16 protein-coding genes are annotated in these 17,296 nt (G+C 71.5%); 8 read left to right on the top strand and 8 right to left on the bottom strand.

Going from position 1 to position 17,296, the window contains the following annotated elements:
- The first annotated feature begins 106 nt into the window (after positions 1 to 106).
- From PVK74_RS03600 to PVK74_RS03580, 5 genes are all read left to right on the top strand, one after another.
- Complete coding sequence (locus PVK74_RS03600) at positions 107 to 838, top strand: FadR/GntR family transcriptional regulator (protein ID WP_104114786.1); 732 nt, start codon at positions 107 to 109, stop codon at positions 836 to 838.
- Positions 839 to 1,025: 187 nt separating this feature from the next.
- The gene (locus PVK74_RS03595; RefSeq protein ID WP_274478171.1) at positions 1,026 to 2,777 is read left to right on the top strand and encodes an exo-alpha-sialidase; all 1,752 of its coding nucleotides are present in this window, start codon (positions 1,026 to 1,028) and stop codon (positions 2,775 to 2,777) included.
- A gap of 564 nt (positions 2,778 to 3,341) precedes the next feature.
- Complete coding sequence (locus tag PVK74_RS03590) at positions 3,342 to 4,166, top strand: helix-turn-helix domain-containing protein (RefSeq protein WP_274478170.1); 825 nt, start codon at positions 3,342 to 3,344, stop codon at positions 4,164 to 4,166.
- 223 nt (positions 4,167 to 4,389) lie between these two features.
- On the top strand, positions 4,390 to 4,626 hold the full coding sequence (locus tag PVK74_RS03585) for a hypothetical protein (RefSeq protein ID WP_274478169.1): 237 nt from the start codon (positions 4,390 to 4,392) through the stop codon (positions 4,624 to 4,626).
- A 552-nt stretch (positions 4,627 to 5,178) separates the two neighbouring features.
- The gene (locus PVK74_RS03580) at positions 5,179 to 5,382 is read left to right on the top strand and encodes a DUF397 domain-containing protein (protein ID WP_274478168.1); all 204 of its coding nucleotides are present in this window, start codon (positions 5,179 to 5,181) and stop codon (positions 5,380 to 5,382) included.
- A gap of 65 nt (positions 5,383 to 5,447) precedes the next feature.
- On the opposite strand, the gene PVK74_RS03575 is transcribed toward PVK74_RS03580, so the two are convergent.
- Entirely contained in the window at positions 5,448 to 5,654 is a 207-nt protein-coding gene (locus tag PVK74_RS03575; protein ID WP_274478167.1) for a hypothetical protein, read from the bottom strand.
- A 255-nt stretch (positions 5,655 to 5,909) separates the two neighbouring features.
- Between PVK74_RS03575 and PVK74_RS03570 the strand changes: the two genes are divergently transcribed.
- A complete protein-coding gene (locus PVK74_RS03570) occupies positions 5,910 to 6,800 on the top strand; it encodes a tetratricopeptide repeat protein (protein WP_274478165.1) in 891 nt (296 codons plus the stop codon).
- Between the two features lie 193 nt (positions 6,801 to 6,993).
- Here PVK74_RS03570 and PVK74_RS03565 read toward each other — a convergent pair whose 3' ends face one another.
- From PVK74_RS03565 to PVK74_RS03535, 7 genes are read right to left on the bottom strand one after another with little or no spacing between them, the layout of a single operon-like run.
- Positions 6,994 to 8,583 (bottom strand): amidohydrolase, encoded by a 1,590-nt coding sequence (locus PVK74_RS03565; protein WP_274478164.1) that lies wholly within the window; start codon positions 8,581 to 8,583, stop codon positions 6,994 to 6,996.
- 31 nt (positions 8,584 to 8,614) lie between these two features.
- Complete coding sequence (mnhG, locus tag PVK74_RS03560) at positions 8,615 to 9,013, bottom strand: monovalent cation/H(+) antiporter subunit G (protein ID WP_043324754.1); 399 nt, start codon at positions 9,011 to 9,013, stop codon at positions 8,615 to 8,617.
- Positions 9,010 to 9,273: a monovalent cation/H+ antiporter complex subunit F gene (locus tag PVK74_RS03555; protein ID WP_043324755.1), complete on the bottom strand. Its 264-nt coding sequence runs from the start codon at positions 9,271 to 9,273 to the stop codon at positions 9,010 to 9,012. The genes mnhG and PVK74_RS03555 overlap by 4 nt, the downstream gene beginning before the upstream one ends.
- Positions 9,270 to 9,872 carry a Na+/H+ antiporter subunit E gene (locus PVK74_RS03550; protein ID WP_064446268.1) on the bottom strand — a complete coding sequence of 201 codons (603 nt, stop codon included), beginning with the start codon at positions 9,870 to 9,872 and terminating at the stop codon, positions 9,270 to 9,272. Before PVK74_RS03550 ends, PVK74_RS03555 begins: the two co-directional genes overlap by 4 nt.
- Complete coding sequence (locus PVK74_RS03545) at positions 9,869 to 11,440, bottom strand: Na+/H+ antiporter subunit D (RefSeq protein WP_274478162.1); 1,572 nt, start codon at positions 11,438 to 11,440, stop codon at positions 9,869 to 9,871. The genes PVK74_RS03550 and PVK74_RS03545 overlap by 4 nt, the downstream gene beginning before the upstream one ends.
- Entirely contained in the window at positions 11,437 to 11,904 is a 468-nt protein-coding gene (locus PVK74_RS03540; RefSeq protein ID WP_043324758.1) for a Na(+)/H(+) antiporter subunit C, read from the bottom strand. The genes PVK74_RS03545 and PVK74_RS03540 overlap by 4 nt, the downstream gene beginning before the upstream one ends.
- Positions 11,901 to 14,735, bottom strand: coding sequence for a Na+/H+ antiporter subunit A (locus PVK74_RS03535; RefSeq protein WP_043324759.1), 2,835 nt, complete (start codon positions 14,733 to 14,735; stop codon positions 11,901 to 11,903). The genes PVK74_RS03540 and PVK74_RS03535 overlap by 4 nt, the downstream gene beginning before the upstream one ends.
- A gap of 178 nt (positions 14,736 to 14,913) precedes the next feature.
- Between PVK74_RS03535 and PVK74_RS03530 the strand changes: the two genes are divergently transcribed.
- The gene (locus PVK74_RS03530) at positions 14,914 to 15,951 is read left to right on the top strand and encodes a SpoIIE family protein phosphatase (protein ID WP_274479244.1); all 1,038 of its coding nucleotides are present in this window, start codon (positions 14,914 to 14,916) and stop codon (positions 15,949 to 15,951) included.
- A gap of 124 nt (positions 15,952 to 16,075) precedes the next feature.
- The gene (locus tag PVK74_RS03525; protein ID WP_064446529.1) at positions 16,076 to 17,296 is read left to right on the top strand and encodes a PucR family transcriptional regulator; all 1,221 of its coding nucleotides are present in this window, start codon (positions 16,076 to 16,078) and stop codon (positions 17,294 to 17,296) included.

Here is a 17,296-nt window from a genome sequence, read left to right as displayed (position 1 = left end):
GCGTCGCCGCTCGCGCCGGGGATGTGAAGTGTAAGGTGTATGACGTCTGACGTCTGATGCCGGTAGGGTGAGGGTGTCAGATTCGGGAACGAAGGGCAAGGGGCAGATGACGACCATTGACGCCAGTCCGCTACGCGGCGCCGAGCGGCCGAGCCCTCGCCGGCAGGAGGTCGCCACCAGGATCAAGGAGTACATCCTGCGCAACCGCCTCAAGCCGGGCAATCTCCTGCCCACCGAGACGGAGCTGTGCGAGGCGGTCGGCGCCAGCCGCTCCAGCGTCCGCGAGGCCGTCAAGATCCTCTCCGCGCTCGACATCGTCGAGGTGCGCCACGGCCACGGCACGTTCGTCGGCCGGATGTCCCTCAACGCCCTGGTGGAGAGCCTGACGTTCCGAGGGCTGCTCAGCGGCGAGGACGACCACCACGTACTGGCCCAGGTCGTCGACATCCGGCAGACGCTGGAGCAGGGGCTGGCGGCCACCGTCATCGACGCCCTGGACGAGGAGCACCGGTCGGAGCTGTCCGCGCTCGCCGACGAGATGCGCAGCCGGGCGGCACAGGGCGAGGACTTCCTCGACGTCGACCGGGCCTTCCACCTGAAGCTGATGGAGCCGCTCGGCAACGACCTGCTGGTCCAGCTGACCGAGGCGTTCTGGCAGGTGCAGGCCATCGTCGCGCCGACCCTGCGCACCGAGCCGGAGGACCGGGTCATCACCGCCCAGCGGCACCAGGCCATCGTGGCCGCCCTCACCGCCGGGGACGCGGCGGCGCTGCGCTCGGCCATCGCCGAGCACTACGCGCCCATCCGGGCGAGCATCGCCCGCGCCGCCCAGGCCTGACCCGGCGACCGGACACCGGCAGGCCGGCCGCGGACCGGCCGGCCTGCGCGCGCCCTTTGTGCACGGTCCACATCGTCCGATTCCTTGACGGGTCCCATCGATCGGCTTAGCGTACGTACCCAACATCGGACGTCCGACGTCTGACGCTGTCGCTCCGATCCCCACCCCCGTCCGGAAGGAATCCCCCGTGCCCCCTGTCCGTGCGATACCACGCCGGGTGACCGCCGTCCTGGCCGTCCTCCTCGGCCTGCTGACGGTGCTCCCCGCCACCCCGGCCCAGGCCGCCCCCGCCGGCGTGAGCGCCACCGTCGGCGCCGACTGCACCACCGGCCGGCTGCTCCTGCTTCTGGACAACCGCAGCACCACGGCACAGACGTACACAGTCACCTGGCCCGGCCGGTCCGGCTCGCCCTGGACCCGCACCGTCGCGGCCGGCAGCGGCGCCGAGCTGTACTGGACGCTGTCCCCCGGCACGCCGTACACGCTGCGCACCACGACCCCCACCGGCCTGGACGACACCACCGCCGGCATCTTCCACTGCGGCACCGGCATGTCCGCGCTCACCAGCTTCGACTGCACCGACGGCCGCCTCCAGCTCGCGCTGGAGAACCGCACCACGACCGCCCGGGACTTCACCGTCACGTGGCCCGGACGCACCGGCTCGCCGTGGACCCGCACCATCACCGCCGGCGGCAACTACCTGCACTACTGGACCGTCGGCGCCGGCGCCCCGTACACGCTGCGGGTCACCGCCCCCGGCTTCGACACCACGCTGCGCGGCACCACCTCCTGCGACCTGGCCACCGGCAACCCGCAGATGACCAGCACCACGCTGCTCACCACGCAGACCGTGATCCGCGACCTCAACCGCACGGGCGGCCGGTACGACGGCACCGTCGCCTCGGTCCGCATCCCCGGCCTGGCCGTCACCAACAACGGCACCGTCATCGCCGTGGCCGACGCCCGGGTGAACGGCTCGTACGACCTCGGCGGCGGCACCAACAACATCCAGATCGTGATGATCCGCAGCACCGACGGCGGCCGCACCTTCGAGCAGCCCCGGGTCATCCACGCCCCGCCCACCACCAGCGAGGGCGTCGGCGACCCCAGCCTGCTCGTGGACCGCGCCACCGGCGTCGTCTACTGCTTCTTCACCTACTCCCCCAGGCCCGGCATCAGCTTCTGGTCCGGCGGCTCCGGCCTGAACACCGCCGACGACCCGAACAGCATGCACCTGCGCTACATCACCAGCCGGGACAACGGCGCCACCTGGAGCGCGCCCGTCGAGCTGAACCCGGCCGTCAAGGACCCCACCTGGCGGCAGGTGTTCTTCTCCTCCGGCCACGGCATCCAGACCAGCACCGGCCGCCTGATCCAGCCGATCGCCTACCGGGACTCGGCCGGCACCAGCCACGCCGCGAACATCTACAGCGACGACCACGGCGCGACCTGGCGCCGTGGCGGATCCGCCGGCGGGAACATCAACGAGAGCAAGGCGATCGAGCGCGGCACCGGCGCGATCGTGCAGAACATGCGGCACAACTCGACCCGCAGCCGCTTCTACGCCACCTCCACCGACGGCGCCGCGACGTTCGGCGCGGCCACGGCCAGCACGCTGCTGACCGACCCGCTGTGCAACGCCGACGAGATGTCCTACCTGCGGCCGTCCGAGGTCGGCGCGAACCGGGCGCCGGTGCGTACCCGCACGGCCTTGTTCAGCAACAACGCGCACCCGAGCGCGCGCAACGACCTCACCGTACGGCTGTCCACCGACGACGGCGCGAGCTGGCCGGCGCGGGCACTGGTCAAGCCCGGCGGCGCCGGCTACTCGACGATGGCGGTGCTGGCCGACGGCACGGTCGGCAACCTGTACGAGGTGGGCGACACCGGCGGCATCTACTTCGCCCGGTTCAGCCTCGGCTGGGTGAAGGGCGCCTGACCACGAACCTTTCACCCTGCCTCGACTGCGAAGCCCTGACCAGCAACCAGCTGGGCAGGGCTTCGCTTTGGCGTGCGCCCGAATTTTCCTATCCTTCAGAACCCGAATGCGTAGCGGAAGCGACCAAAAGGTTCTTATCGTTTTCTTTGTCTTGAGCAGCACAAATCAGAGTAGAAGTTCACCATTCAGTCCAGGCCAGAGGGCAGCGGCGACGCGAACCAGCAGGAGCTCCATTATGGCCTCAGAACCGACAGTGTTCGCTAGTCGGACATAGCGGATGCCGCGCTTGCGGGGAGTGATGGGACATCACAGCCAGTCGCCGGAAAGGGTCAGGCGCGTACCCAGTTCCGGGCATCGCAAACCTCATGTGGCTGCCCTCACGCGTATCTAAAGGAATATGCACCTGCATATTCGCGCTAGCGTCGGGTAGCTGATCTTTCAATCAAGACGGGCAGCAATCACTCCTCGCATCGGAAGGATGACATGGAGCCTCTAGTGGAAGTCCCGGCGTACCAGCGCAAGCGGCTAGGCCGGCGCCTCAGTGGGCTACGCCGCGAGAACAGCATGACCCAGCAACAGGTCGCCGCTGCGCTGCGCTGGTCGCAATCGAAGGTCACGCGTGTCGAGAACGGCGAAGTGAGCGTCTCTCGCACCGACCTACTCGCCTTCCTACGACTCTTCGGCCTCTCGGACCAGCGCACTGTCGATGAGTTGTCCTCGATGGCCGAGATTGCCCGGCGGTCCAGCCACCCGGAGATGAGCGAGGTCCACTCCAAGGCGTTCCGCGAGTACGTCGAGCATGAGCAGCTGGCGCAGACGCTACGCTCGTTCGAGCCGTTCTACGTTCCCGGCCTACTTCAGACGCCGGAGTACCGGCGTGCAGTGCTGAGGAGCTACCTTCGCTTCCCTGCGCTCACCAGGGCGGAGCAAGCCGCAGCCGAAAGGCGGATCGACCAGCAGGTTCAGGTGATGAAGACACGCCAGCAGATCCTGGCCGAGGGCGGCCTGCTGACGAAAGCCCACTTCATCGTCGACGAGGCGGTCATCCGGCGGACGGTCGGCGCCGAGGCCGGCGACACCACTGTCATGCGGGAACAGCTGGAACTGCTCAGGGCCGCCCTGACCAACCCCAAGGTCGACCTGAGGATGACCCCCTTCAGCAGTGGCGCTCATCCGGGCCTGGGCAGTTCCTCCTACGTTCTCCTGGAGTTCCCCGACACCGACGACAAACCGCTCTTCTACGAGGAGAACGCCTTCGGCGAACTGACCACCCGGGTGGACAAGGCTCGCATCGTGGCTGCCAGTTCTTCCTTCGAGGGTATGCAGTCGGTGGCCTGCGCAGGCACCGACTTGGAGGCAGCGCTCGACCAGGCGATCGCCGCCCTCTAGTACCGCCACCCACCCATAGGAAGCCGTTTACTCAGACCGGAGGAGGCCAGGCGCATGAACTACGCGGAAAGCAGTCGCTCGATTTGCGCCTCTCGGCTTGCCGTCCGGTTTGAAGCCAGCGCGGTTGGCCCTCCGGCAGGGTCCCATGGCTGACCGCGACCTGCCCTTCCGCGCCTCTTCCACGAAGCCTCCGGCGGGCCCTCATCCACCCCACCCGAGCCTCGTGCGCGAGGTCCTCAACGACTCCCACATGCTGGTCAGGACGATGATCCTGACCCTGTTCTTCGGCTGCACCATCGGATCCCTGATCGCCCTCGCCACCGGGGCGCTGTGGGGGTTCCTCTTGCTTTTTCCCGCATCGATCACACTGCTGGTGTGGGCCGCCAAGCGAGCCCACAGGGAGACGCGACAGGTCACCGACGGCGCCCGCGCTGCCCGCCAGCGACAGACGCCAGAATAGGGTCGGCCAGAGCACCGGCCGCAGTTCCAAGGACCAGCATGACGACGACCATCGTCGCCGCCCGAGCCACGCCGTCCTTGGGAAACAGCCCGGAGCCCAGTGCCTGGCCGGCTACGACTGCGATCGTCCCCACACCGGATGCGTAAAGAGCCACGTGAACGGCCCTGGCGGAGTGACCCGGGTCAGCCGCAGTACGCGCCGATTCAGACTGGGCTAGAGGTCGACGTATCGTCTCCGGATGCGCGGACGCTTGCTTACCGCCAGAACTGCGCCCCACCGCACCTCCCCTCCTCATCCACTGCCTCGGCCACCGTACCGGTCGTATCCGGTGATCGACATCGGTCGTACGCACCATGCTTCGCCTTTTCGATCCGCGACCATGCTGCAGACCGCCGTCCCCGACTCACAGGCTAGCCCGGACATCGAAGGTTATCTAGACTCGGGACCGCTGCCTCGGCTCGGCTGCTCCGCAGGATCTGAAACCGCGGCGGCGGCGATCTTCATCCGCGAGAGTCGCGGCGAGGGTATCCGGCTGCCGACAGAGGAGGACCGTTGGGCGCTACGGCTACGCCCGCAGCTTGGCGCAAGAGTTCCCGGAGCTGCCAAGGGAATTGCGTTGAGGTATCACTGGCGAGCCCACTGGTAGCCGTACGGGACAGTAAGGACCCGAACGGGCCGGAGTTGCTGATCAGCCGGGAGGCCTGGCGCCGGTTTCTGCGCAGGGTGCCGGAGCGACACAGCGAGGCCGCCAACTGACCGATGAACGGCGGGTGCCCTGGCCACGAGAGGCCAGGGCACCCGCCGTCACATCCGCAACGGGATCAGCTGTGCCGGTTCGGCGGGGTGCCGCGACGCCGACGGACGGCAAGGCGAGTCCACCGGTAGGTGCGCAGGGCGAGGGCCATTGCCGCCGCCGTGAAGCCGGCCAGCGCGGTGAGGAACTTGAGTACCACGGTGATCGAGGGCAGGCAGCTCAGAATTTGCTCCGGCTCAATCAGCGCGAGGTAGTACGCGACGATGGCGATCACTGGTCGGCACCCTTCTCTTGGACCGTTACCCCAGATGAAGCGGGGTTGACTAAATTTTTGGGTCCGTCCCGAATTTCGAGCAACGAATGAGGCTGAACCTCATCAAAGAATGGCCATACGACGACAGGCAGGGGACAAAGAAGGGCCGTCGCGAGTCGCATATGGGACAACGCGAGGCCGTCCCGGGACGTCCATCGGCCGTCTACTCTTGAGCGGGCGCCGGCATGGGACGGTGCGGGACACCATAGGGGATCCATGAACACCGAGTCGCGAGTCTCCGAACGCGCAGCCAAGGTGACCAATAGGACGGAATTGCGTCGCCTGCTGCGCTACGTTTTGACGTTGTCCAGGAAGTCGATCCGTACGATCGCCGAGGAGAACCAGAGCGTCAAAGATCGACAAGGACTTTCCAGATCAAACATCAGCCGTCAACTCACCCGGGACGGCCCAATATCCCCGGAGTTCGTGGAACGTTTCGCGGCCGCATGCGGCCTCAAGGAATCCGACCAACAGGCGGTGATGGCAGCGTGGCAGCGAACAATCGAAGAACCAGAACCGCCCCCGATTGAAGACATCCCCGCCCAGCGGCCGCCAGCCGAACAACCGTCGCCAGGACAGACGGATTCCACCCATTTCACCACGCTTGAGGTGATGGACGAGGTCGCGAACAGTCTCAGCGGGAACAAGGCAGCGCTGAAAGCCGCGCGTCGCCTCTACGAGCGGATCCGCGTCGTCCGGTCCGAGGCGCTTGGTGCGACTGACCCACTCACGCTCGAGGCCGCCCATAATCTCGGCACTGTCCTGGCCCAACTAGACCGATACCACGAGGCCGACGAGATTCTCTCCACCACTTACGAAGCCCGTCGACACGTACTAGGCCCCAACGCAGACAGCACATTGAAGACATTGGAAAACCTCGCCACGGTGAAGTTCGAGACAGAGGATCCTGAAATCGCGATCGAGCTTTTTGACAAGGTCCTCGCGGCGCGACGCCCAGCGACGAGTCCCGGCCACGCCGGGTACTGCGACGCTGCGGAGAAATTCATGGAGCTCCTGGCCACTGCCGGGGAAGACGCACGGCGAGAAAAAATCGCGAGGGAAATCGAACAGATCTGCGCGGCTCCACGCCCTTCCGCTGGTCCTTGACGTTAGGGAGAGAAAGCAACGCTGACCACGTGGTCTGGCGCAAGTCGTTCCGTATCCGCCCTCGGCTACGCCGCCGGAGTGGCCCGGTGCCGTATCGCCCCGCCGACCGGTCCACGTGGATCCGTGTAGGCGGCTAGTTCGTCGGAATGACCGCCGTGTCCCGCCCGGACAGCGGCGTCCGGGCGGGACACGGTCAGCGCTGCCAGCGCACCACGCCGCCGACCACGGTCAGCGCCACTGTCAGGTCCCGCAGTCGCGCCGGCTCCACCCGGTACGGGTCGGTGGGCAGCGCGATGAAGTCGGCGAGCATGCCGGGGCGCAGCCGCCCCTTCAGGTGCTCCTCGTAGGAGGCGTACGCGCCGGCCTCGGTGAAGCAGCGCAGCGCCGTGTCCAGGTCGAGCCGCTCGTGCGGGTCGACGCCGCCGGGCGGGGTCCCGTCGGGCTGCTGCCGGGTCACCGCGGCGTGCACGCCGAAGAACGGGTCGGGGTCCTCCACCGGGGCGTCCGACCCGAACGCCACGACGGCCCCGGCGTCGAGCAGGCTGCGCCAGGCGTACGAGGCGAGGTCCCGGCCGGCGAGCATCCGGCTGGTCAGCGGAATGTCGCTGGTGCAGTGGGTGGGCTGCATCGAGGCGATCACCCCGGAGCGGGCGAGCAGCGGCACGTCCTCGGGCAGCAGGTGCTGCGTGTGCTCGATCCGGTGCCGCAGCCGCGCCGCGCCAGGCCCGGCCGAATCGCGCCAGCGCGCGTACGCCCGCAGCACCATCCGGTTCGCCGCGTCGCCGATGGCGTGCGCCGCCACCGCGATGCCGGCCCCGGCGGCGGTGGCCAGCAGCCGCTCGAACTCCTCGGCCGGGGTGACGGCGATGCCGTGGTTGCCGGGCTCGCCGTCGTACGGCTCGCTCATCAGGCAGGTGTGCGAGCCGAGCGCGCCGTCGGTGAAGATCTTCACCGGGCCGGTGCTCAGCCACCGGTCCCCGTCGCCGGTGGCCCAGCCGCTGTCGATCGCCTCGTCCAGCGCCGTGGCCGGGATCGTCTTGTGCACCCGCAGCGGCAGCTCGCCCCGGGCGTACAGCGTCTCGTAGGCGGCGCGGGCGTCCTGCCCGTCCAGGTCGTGGATGCCGGTCAGGCCGGCGGCGAGCAGCCGGGGCAGGTGGGCGCGCAACTGCGCGACCAGGTCACCGGCGTGCGGGGAGCGCACCACCGCGTACGCCGCGTCGGCCGCCGCCTCGCGCAGGATGCCGGTCGGCTCACCGTGCTCGTCGCGTGCGATCTGCCCGCCGGGCGGGTCGGGGGTGGCGGCGTCGATGCCGAGGCGGGCCAGCGCGGCGCTGTTCACCCAGATGGTGTGGCCGTCGACGCTGGGCAGCGCGGCCGGGCGGTCCGGGCAGACCCGGTCCAGGTCGGTACGGGTCGGCTGCACCGGCCGGGTCCACCTGTTGCTGTCCCACCCGCCACCGAACAGCCAGGCGTCCGGCGGCAGCGTGGCGGCGTGCCGCGCGATCCGGGTCAGCGCCTCGTCCAGGCTCGCCGTGCCGCGCAGGTCCACCTGGTCCAGCCCGCGTACGTAGGACGCGGCGTGGATGTGACTGTCGATCAGCCCGGGCAGCACGGCCATCCCGCCGAGGTCGATCCGGCGCGCGCCGCCGCCGGCCCGGTCCCGGCACTCGGCGAGGTCGCCGACGGCGACGATCCGCTCGCCGCGGACCAGCATCGCCTCGGCGTGCGGGCGGGCCGGGTCGAGCGTGTGGATGCGGGCGTTCTCGTAGACCGTGCCGCTCATGGGCTCCCTGCCTCGACGCTGGGGCGGAGTCTCAGGACGTGCGGGCCGGCGACGTGTCCTGCGGCTCGCCGGCCCGGTCCGCCCGGATCCGGTCGATGTCGCCGGCCAACTCGTCGGTGATCAGCAGGTCCCGCCGGATGTCGTCGTGCGGGTACGCGGTCCGCCCGACCATGTGCGCGGCGACCGGGGCGGTGGCGAGCTGGAACAGGCCCACCAGGACCAGCGTGGTGATGTCCACCCCGGTACGCAGCCGTAACGCGCAGCCGAGCAGCACCAGCAGCAGCCCGAGCACCTGCGGCTTGGCCGCCGCGTGCATCCGCGACAGCACGTCCGGGAAGCGGATCAGCGCGATGCCGGCGGCCAGGCAGAGCAGGGCGCCCGCGATCAGGCAGACGCCGGCGACGGTGTCCAGGATCGTGTCGAGCGTCATTTCGGGTTTCTCCGAGCCGCGAAGCGGGCGACGCTCACCGAGCCGACGAACCCGACCAGGGCGAGGACCACGAGTACCGGCAGCGCGGTGGCGTCCCGGCTGTACGCGGCCTCGGTGGCGATGGCCGCGACCGCGACGGCGAGCAGCACGTCGGTGGCGACGGCCCGGTCGAGGATCGACGGCCCACGGATGATGCGGACGAGGGTGAGCCCACCGGCCGCGACGAGCAGCGCGGTGACGATCACGGCGACGACGGTCACGTCGGTGCTCCTTCCAGCTCGACCGACCCGGACGGGCCGGTGGGTGCGGATCGACGGATCAGGTCCAGTTCCTCGGCCGAGCCGACGGCGGCGACGATGCGCCCCTCCAGTTCCAGCACGCTCTGCCGGAAGCGCTCCACCTCGTCGAGGCTGCGGATGCCGATGACGTGCACGTAGAGGGTGCCGGTACGCCGGTCGGCCTCCAGGATCAGGCTGCCCGGCACCAGCGACAGGGCTTCGGCGTTGAGGGTGAGGTTGAGGTCGGTGTTCACCCGCAGCGGCACCGCGATGATCGCCGAGTGCGGGTGTCTGGACCGGACGGCCAGCCAGGCGATCTGGACCGACGCGACAACCAGGTCGCGCAGGAAGCGGGCCAGGAATCTCAGCAGCGGCACCGGCCGGATCCGGCCGGCGAAGGTCACCGGGGGCAGCGGGAAGACCACGAGCAACACGGCGGCGACCACCAGTCCGCTTATCACGTTCGCCCAGCTGAAGGTGCCCCACAGCAGCACCCAGACGGTGACCAGGCCGGTCACGGCGATCGCGCGGTTGCGCCAGCGGTCGCGGGGGGTCAGCGGCGCTTTCGGCTGACTGGTCACGGCGGTCCCTCCGGGAACACGGCCTCCACGTACGGGGCACGGCGCAGCAGGTCGTCGGCGGCGTCGGTGCTGATCTCGAACAGCGGCCCGGCCACCACTGTCAGCGCCAGCCCGAGCACCACCAGGGCGGCGGTCGGCACCGTCATCAGCCGGGGCAGCACGGCCCCGGCCGGCGAGGCGCCCTCGTGCGGCTGCTCGGCGCCGCCGGTGCGGGCCGCGCGGTCGGCGTCGCCGGGTTCCGGCATGTCCGGATGCGGTGCCCGCCAGAACGCCAGGTTCCACACCCGGGCGATGGCGTAGAGGGTGAGCAGGCTGGTCAGCAGCCCGCCCGCGACGAGCGCCCAGGCCAGGAACCCGCCGTCGTCCACCCCGGCCTGCACGAGGCCGAGCTTGCCCAGGAACCCGGAGAACGGTGGGATGCCGGCCAGGTTGAGCGCCGGTACGAAGAACAGCAGCGCCAGCAGCGGTGACAGCCGGGCCAGCCCGCCGAGCCGGTCCAGCGCGGTGCTGCCGCCGCGTCGTTCGACCAGGCCGGCGGCGAGGAACAGCGTGGTCTGGATGGTGATGTGGTGCACCACGTAGAAGATCGCCGCGGACAGGCCGAGCGGGGTGGTCAGGCCGACCCCGAACAGCATGTAGCCGATGTGGCTGACCAGCGTGAACGACAGCAGTCGTTTGATGTCCGACTGGGCCACCGCGCCGAGGATGCCGACCACCATGGTCAACGCCGCTATCACCATGAGCAGGTCGGCGGTGCGTCCGCCGGGGAACAGCAGCGTCTCGGTGCGGATGATCGCGTACACGCCGACCTTGGTGAGCAGGCCGGCGAAGACGGCGGTCACCGGCGCGGGCGCGGTCGGGTAGCTGTCCGGCAACCACGCCGACAGCGGGAACACCGCCGCCTTGATCCCGAACGCGAGCAGCAGCATGCCCTGCAGGACCAGGCGCATGTCGTCGGGCAGCGCGTCCAGGCGGTCGGCGAGCTGGGCCAGGTTCAGCGTGCCGGTGGCGGAGTAGACCAGGCCGATCGCCACCAGGAAGATCAGCGACGAGAGCAGGCTGACCACGACGTACGTGGTGCCGGCCCGGATCCGCGTCTCGGTGCTGCCGAGCGTCAGCAGCACGTAGCTGGCGACCAGCAGGATCTCGAAGCCGACGTAGAGGTTGAACAGGTCGCCGGAGAGGAAGGCGTTGCACACGCCGGCGGTCAGCACCAGGTAGGTCGGGTGGTAGACCGACAGCGGCGTCTCCTCGTTGCCGTCGGCCATGCCCTGCCCGATGGAGTAGACGAGCACGCAGAGGGTGACCGAGGCGGAGACCACGAGCATCAACGCGGCGAGCTGGTCGGCGACGAGCACGATGCCCATCGGCGCGACCCAGCCGCCCACCTCGACCACGAGCGGGCCGTCCAGCGACGACTGGAGCAGGAGCAGTGCCGCCACGGCGACGGTGGCGGCGAGCACGACGATGCTGACCCAGCGCTGGGCGCGGGCCCGCCGGGCGAGCAGCAGCGTGAGGGCCGCGCCGAGCAGCGGCATCACCACCGGCAGCGGGACGAGCCAGGTCATCGGCCGCCCTCCGCCTCGGCCAGGACCCGAGCCTCGGGGCTGCCGTCCGCGGGGCCGCCGTCCGCGGTGTCGGCGTCGGCGGTGCCGGGGCCCTCGTCCCGGTCGGCCAGTTCCATGATGCGGCGGTCCTCGACGTCGTCCTGCACCTCGTCGTGGCCGTTGAGGTGCCAGCTGCGGTAGGCCAGGGCGAGCAGGAACGCGGTCATGCCGAGCGTGATCACGATCGCGGTCAGCACCATGGCCTGCGGCAGCGGGTCGGCCATGTCCTCCTGGGCGGAGGTGCCGACGATCGGCGGGCCGCCGGCCCGGCCGCCGGTGAGCAGCAGCAGGTTCGCGCCGTTGCCGAGCAGGATGACCCCCATCAGGACGCGGGTGAGGCTGCGTTCCAGCAGCAGTGTGACCCCGGTGGCGAACAGGACGCCGATCACCAGGATGTAGACCAGGTTGGGAATGTTCGGGCTCATACCAGCTCCTCTTCCCGTACGCCGGCCGGCTCGGTCTCCTGCTCGTCGTCCTCCTCCTGGCGGTCCATCTCGGCGCCCAGGCTGCGCAGGATGTCCAGCACCAGGCCGACCACGATGAGGTAGACGCCCACGTCGAAGAAGACGGAGGTGACGAAGTGGACGTGGCCCAGCAGCGGCAGGTGGAAGTCGAGCGTCGCGCTCTGCAGGAACTCGCCGCCCAGCAGCATCGCGGCGACGCCGGTGCCGACCGCGACGAACAGTCCCGCGCCGAGCACGAAGCCGGCGTCCACCGGTGCGGCGCCGTTGAGTTCGGTACGCCCGCCCGCCAGATACCGCACCGCGAGCCCGAGACCGGCGACCAGCCCGGCGGCGAACCCGCCACCCGGCGCGTTGTGGCCGGAGAAGAGCAGGTAGATGGAGAACAGCAGGATGGCGTGGAAGAGCAGCCGGGTGACGACCTGGAGGATCACCGACTGCTGCCGGGACGTCGCGCCGCTGGTGAGCCAGCGTGGGCGCGACGACTGCTGCCGGCCGACGCCGGGGATGCCGCTGCGCAGGTCCAGGGCGCGGGTGCCGCGGAAGATCAGGCTGGCCACACCGGTGGCGGCCACCACCAGCACCGCGATCTCGCCCATCGTGTCCCAGGCCCGGATGTCGACGAGCGTCACGTTGACGACGTTCTTGCCGCCGCCGTAGGAGACCGCCTCGTCCGGGAAGCCGACCGAGATCGGCGTGGCGACCCGGCTGCCCGCCGCGACGTACGCCATGCCGGCGGTGACCACGCCGACGGCCACGCCGAGCGCCACGCGGAACTGCCGGGTGGCGCGGATCGGGCGGGCCGAGAACCGGCGCGGCAGGCGGCGCAGCACCAGCACGAACATCACGATCGTGACGGTCTCCACCAGGAACTGGGTGAGCGCCAGGTCCGGCGCGCCGTGCAGGATGAACAGCAGCGCCGTGCCGTAGCCGGTCACCCCGACCAGGATCATGGCGGTCAGCCGGCGGCGGGCGCGCGCGGCGACCAGCGCGGCGACCACGACCACCGCTCCCGCGACGGCCTGCAGCGGGGTGTCCCAGAGCTGGAACCGCTGCGCCCAGGGCAGGCCGGCCAGCACCGCCCCGCCCGGCAGGATCACCAGCACCAGCAGGATGACGCCGAGGTAGAACGGCAGGGATCCGCGCTGGGTGGCGCCGGTGAGCTCCACCGCCGCGCGGTCGACCGCGCTCGCCAGCCGCTCGTAGCCGGTGGCGCCGTCGAAGGGCAGCCGCAGCAGGCGCGGGCGGCGGCGCTGCAGCAGCAGGAACAGCCCGACGCCGCCGGTGACGGCCAGCGCCGACAGGCCGAGCGCCGGCGTCAGGCCGTGCCACAGCGCGAGGTGGTAGCCGGGGTCGGCGGTGGGGAACTGGTCGGCGTACGGGGCGAGCACCCGGTCCACCGCCGGAGCGGCGATCCCGACCACGAGGCCGGCGAGGGCGAGCACCGCCGCCGGGCCGAGGAAGGCCGGCTCGATCCGTTCGACAGGGGTGTCGGGCACGTCGGGCTTGGCGGCGAACGCGCCCCAGAGGAAACGCAACGTGTACGCGACGGTGAGCGCCGAACCGGCCACCACCCCGGCGAGTACCAGCAGTTCGACCGGCCCGCCGTGCAGGAACGCCTCCAGCGCTGCCTCTTTGGCCACGAATCCGAACAGCGGCGGCAGCCCGGCCATGGAGGCGGCGGCGAGCCCGGCGACCGCCGCGAGCACCGGCGCACGGCGGCCCAGCCCACTCAGCTCGCGCAGGTCCCGGGTGCCGGTGACGTGGTCGACGACGCCGACGACGAGGAAGAGGGTGGCTTTGAACAGGGCGTGCGCCAGCAGCATCGCGGCGCCGGCCAGCGCGGTGTCGCGGGTGCCCGCGCCGAGGATCACCATGAGCAGGCCGAGCTGGCTGACCGTGCCGTACGCCAGCAGCAGCTTGAGGTCGACCTGCCGCAGCGCCGTCCAGCCGCCGAGGAACAGCGTGATCAGGCCGCCGCCGAGCAGGATGGCGCGCCACACGGTGGCCTGGCCGACCGCCGGGCCCATCAGCGCGGCCAGGAACACGCCCGCCTTGACCATGGCGGCGGCGTGCAGGTAGGCGCTGACCGGCGTGGGCGCGGCCATCGCGCGCGGCAGCCAGAAGCTGAACGGGAAGATCGCCGACTTGCTCGTCACGCCGAGCAGGACGAGCACCAGCGCGGCGGTGAGGTATCCGCCCTCCGGCAGGTTCCCGGCGATCTCGGACCACCGGTACGAGCCGGCGTGCTGGCCGAGCATGACGAACCCGGCGAGCATCGCCAGGCCGCCCAGCGTGGTCACGAGCAGCGCCTGCATCGCGGCGCGCCGGCTGGCCCGCTTGGTGGGGTCGCTGCCGATCAGCAGGTACGAGAAGACCGTGGTCAGTTCCCAGAACACGTACAGCAGCAGCAGGTCGTCGGAGACCACCAGGCCGAGCATCGCGCCGGCGAACGCGACGAACACCGCGGCGAACCGGCCGAGGCTCGGGTCGTCGGAGTGGAAGTAGCGCGCGCTGTAGACGAGCACGAGGGCGCCGACGCCGCCGACGAGCAGCACCAGCAGCCAGGACAGCGTGCCCATCCGCAGCGCCAGGTCGAGGCCGAGCTGCGGCACCCAGGTGACCGTCTCGACGACCGGCCGGCCCGCGCGGACCTCCTCGGTGCGGGTCAGTGCCCAGACTCCCGCCGCGGCGGGAACGGCGGCGAGGACGTAGAGAGCGCGTCGACCGAGTAGGCGTACCAGCACGGGGGCGATCACGGCTGCGAGCGCATGGACCGCCACCAGAACCAGCACACACACTCCTCAAGATCGACGCTCGGTACGTCAACCCTAACTGGCCAGGCGGCACGACGGTATGTCGAGAGAATCACGCGCTCGTGTCGTGTCGTCCGGGTCCCGCACAGGGTAAGGAGTGAGGTTGGGTCTCGGCCGGTACGGCGGGGGCCCCGATAGGGTGGTGGGCGTGCTGCCGATGCGAGCCGCCCTGGCGGGCACCACCGGGAACGCGGTGCTGATGGGTGTCGCCGAGGTCGGCACCCCGATCGGCTGGGTGCTGCTGCCCGGCCTGCTCGGCGTCTCGGCCCGGCCCCGGGTGGCGGCACTGGTGTCGGCGTGGGCGGGCGTGCTGGTGGTGGCGTCGGTCCTCGTACCGGTGATCCCCGGCCACCGCAGCGACCCGCAGGCGCTGCTCGCCTCCACGCTCAGCCTGACCGCGGTGCCCCTGCTGGCGTGGGCCCGCCGACGGACCCGGACCGCGTCGGTGACGCGCGCCGCCGGGCCCACGGACGTCGCGGTCTTCACCGTGCCGGCCGGCCCGGGAAGCGCCGCGCTGGCGGTCTGCGGCTCGCCCGGCGAGATCGGCGCCGCCGTCCCGCTGCGCGGCGGCGGGCTTCTCGCCCTGGTCGGCACCGTCACCGGCGCCGCGCTGGACACACCCGCCGGGCGGCGGGCGATCGAGCAGACGTTCCGCCGGCACGCCCGGCCGGCAGCGTCGCCGCAGCGCCTCGCCGGGGTGCTCGACCAGGCGGTACGCGACCTCGCCCCGGCGGGTCACCTGCGCGCCACGATCGTGCGTGTGGACCGGTCCGGCGCGGTGGAGGCGGCGCGCTGCGGCTCGCCCGACCTGATCACCGTCGCCGCAGACCGGGCCGCCCTCGCCGGAGTGCCGGCCGGTCCGGCGCTCGGGTCCACTCGACCGGCCGGGTCCCCTGCCCGAGCCGGCTCTGCTGCCCGGGCTGGGTCCACTGCCCGGGCCGGGTCCACTGCCCGGGCCGGGTCCGCGTCACCGGGCGGGGGCGCGACGCCGTCGCCGGTCACCGGCCGGCGGGTCGCCGTGGTCGCCGCCGCGTTCGCCGACGCGCACGGCGAGCGCTGGGTGCGCGTACTCGATCAGGTGGCGGCCGACGACGACCCGGCGGGGGCGGCGCGGCGCCTGACCCGCGGTCCCCGGGGTGGGCGGCGGACCGGTCCGGCGCTCGTGGTCGACCCGGGCCCGCCGTCGCGGGCATGACGCCGGGCGCGCCCGCTCCCGGACGGACCGCGCGGGCCGGTCGCGCCCGACGGCGCCGGACCCCCGGCCTACGCTGGGCGCAGTGGGCCGGCATCGGGTGCCGGCCCGGCACGGGGAGACCGCGATGACCGACAACGTCCGCCGGCCGGCGCCGGCCGCGGGCGGCGAGGACGAGCAGTGGCTGGCCGAGGTGGCCCGCGCGGCGAGCGCCGACGCCGGTGGCGTACCTGTGGAACTGCTCGGCGACTACCTGCGGCTGCTGACCGACGCGGCGGTGACCGGCCGCCGTCCGCGCCGCGCCGAACTCGACGCGGTGGGCGCCCTCGGCCGGCGCGCGGCCGAGCAGGGGGTGTCCGCCGGACGCGCGGTACGCCTCTACCTGTCCGCGGCGCGGCGGGTGTGGCGGCAGTTTCCGCACCTGGACCGCTCCGACGACAGCGAGGCGGTGCGCGCCGCCGCCGACGCCGTGCTGCAGGTGGTCGACACCGCCGTCGCCACGCTCGCCGAGGGCTACGCCGTGGCCCGGCGGGAACTGGTCCGGCGGGAGGAGTCGCTGCGCCGGGAACTCGTCGACGACCTGCTGCGCGGCGACTCCGACCTCGGCGGGCTGGTGGAACGGGCCGAGCCGTTCGGGCTCGACCTCGCCCGCGTACACCAGGTGGCGCTCGCCGCGCCCGGTCGCCGCCTGCCGGACACGGAGGCGGCGATCAGCGCGCTGGAACGGGCCGTGTTCGACCGGCTGGGCGACCGGGACGTGCTGGTGGCCACGAAGGAGGGGCTGCTCGTGGTGATCGCCCCGGCCGACCCGGTGGCCACCGACCGGGGCCGCGGGCCGGCCGGCAACCTGGGCACGCTGATGCACGGCGAGCTGGACCGCCTGGTGCGGGGCCGGCCGTGGCAGGTGGCGGTGGGCCGCCCGCACCCCGGCGTGTACGGCATCGCCCGCTCCTACGAGGAGGCGCGGGAGGCGCTGACCACGGCGCGGCGGCTGCACTCCGAGACGTCCGTGATCGACGCGCACGACCTGCTCATCTACCGCGTGCTGCTGCGCGACCAGCCGGCCATGGTGGACCTCGTCCGGGCGGTGCTGACGCCACTGGCCCAGGCGCGCGGCGGCGCCGAGCCGCTGCTGGACACGCTGAACGAGTACTTCGCCTGCGGCGAGGTGAGCACCGAGGCGGCCCGGCGGCTGCACGTCTCCGTCCGCACCGTCACCTACCGGCTGGCCCGGGTCCGGGCGCTGAGCGGGTACGACCCCGCCGACGCACGGGACCGGTTCACGTTGCACGCCGCCGTCCTCGGCGCGCGGGCGCTGGACTGGCCGCGCAAGCCGCTGCCGGCGTGA

This window comes from Micromonospora chalcea (genome assembly GCF_028768405.1).
GTDB lineage: Bacteria > Actinomycetota > Actinomycetes > Mycobacteriales > Micromonosporaceae > Micromonospora > Micromonospora chalcea.
The sequence above is the reverse complement of the archived record's forward strand: the minus strand, read 5'-3'. Positions and strand labels throughout refer to the sequence as shown.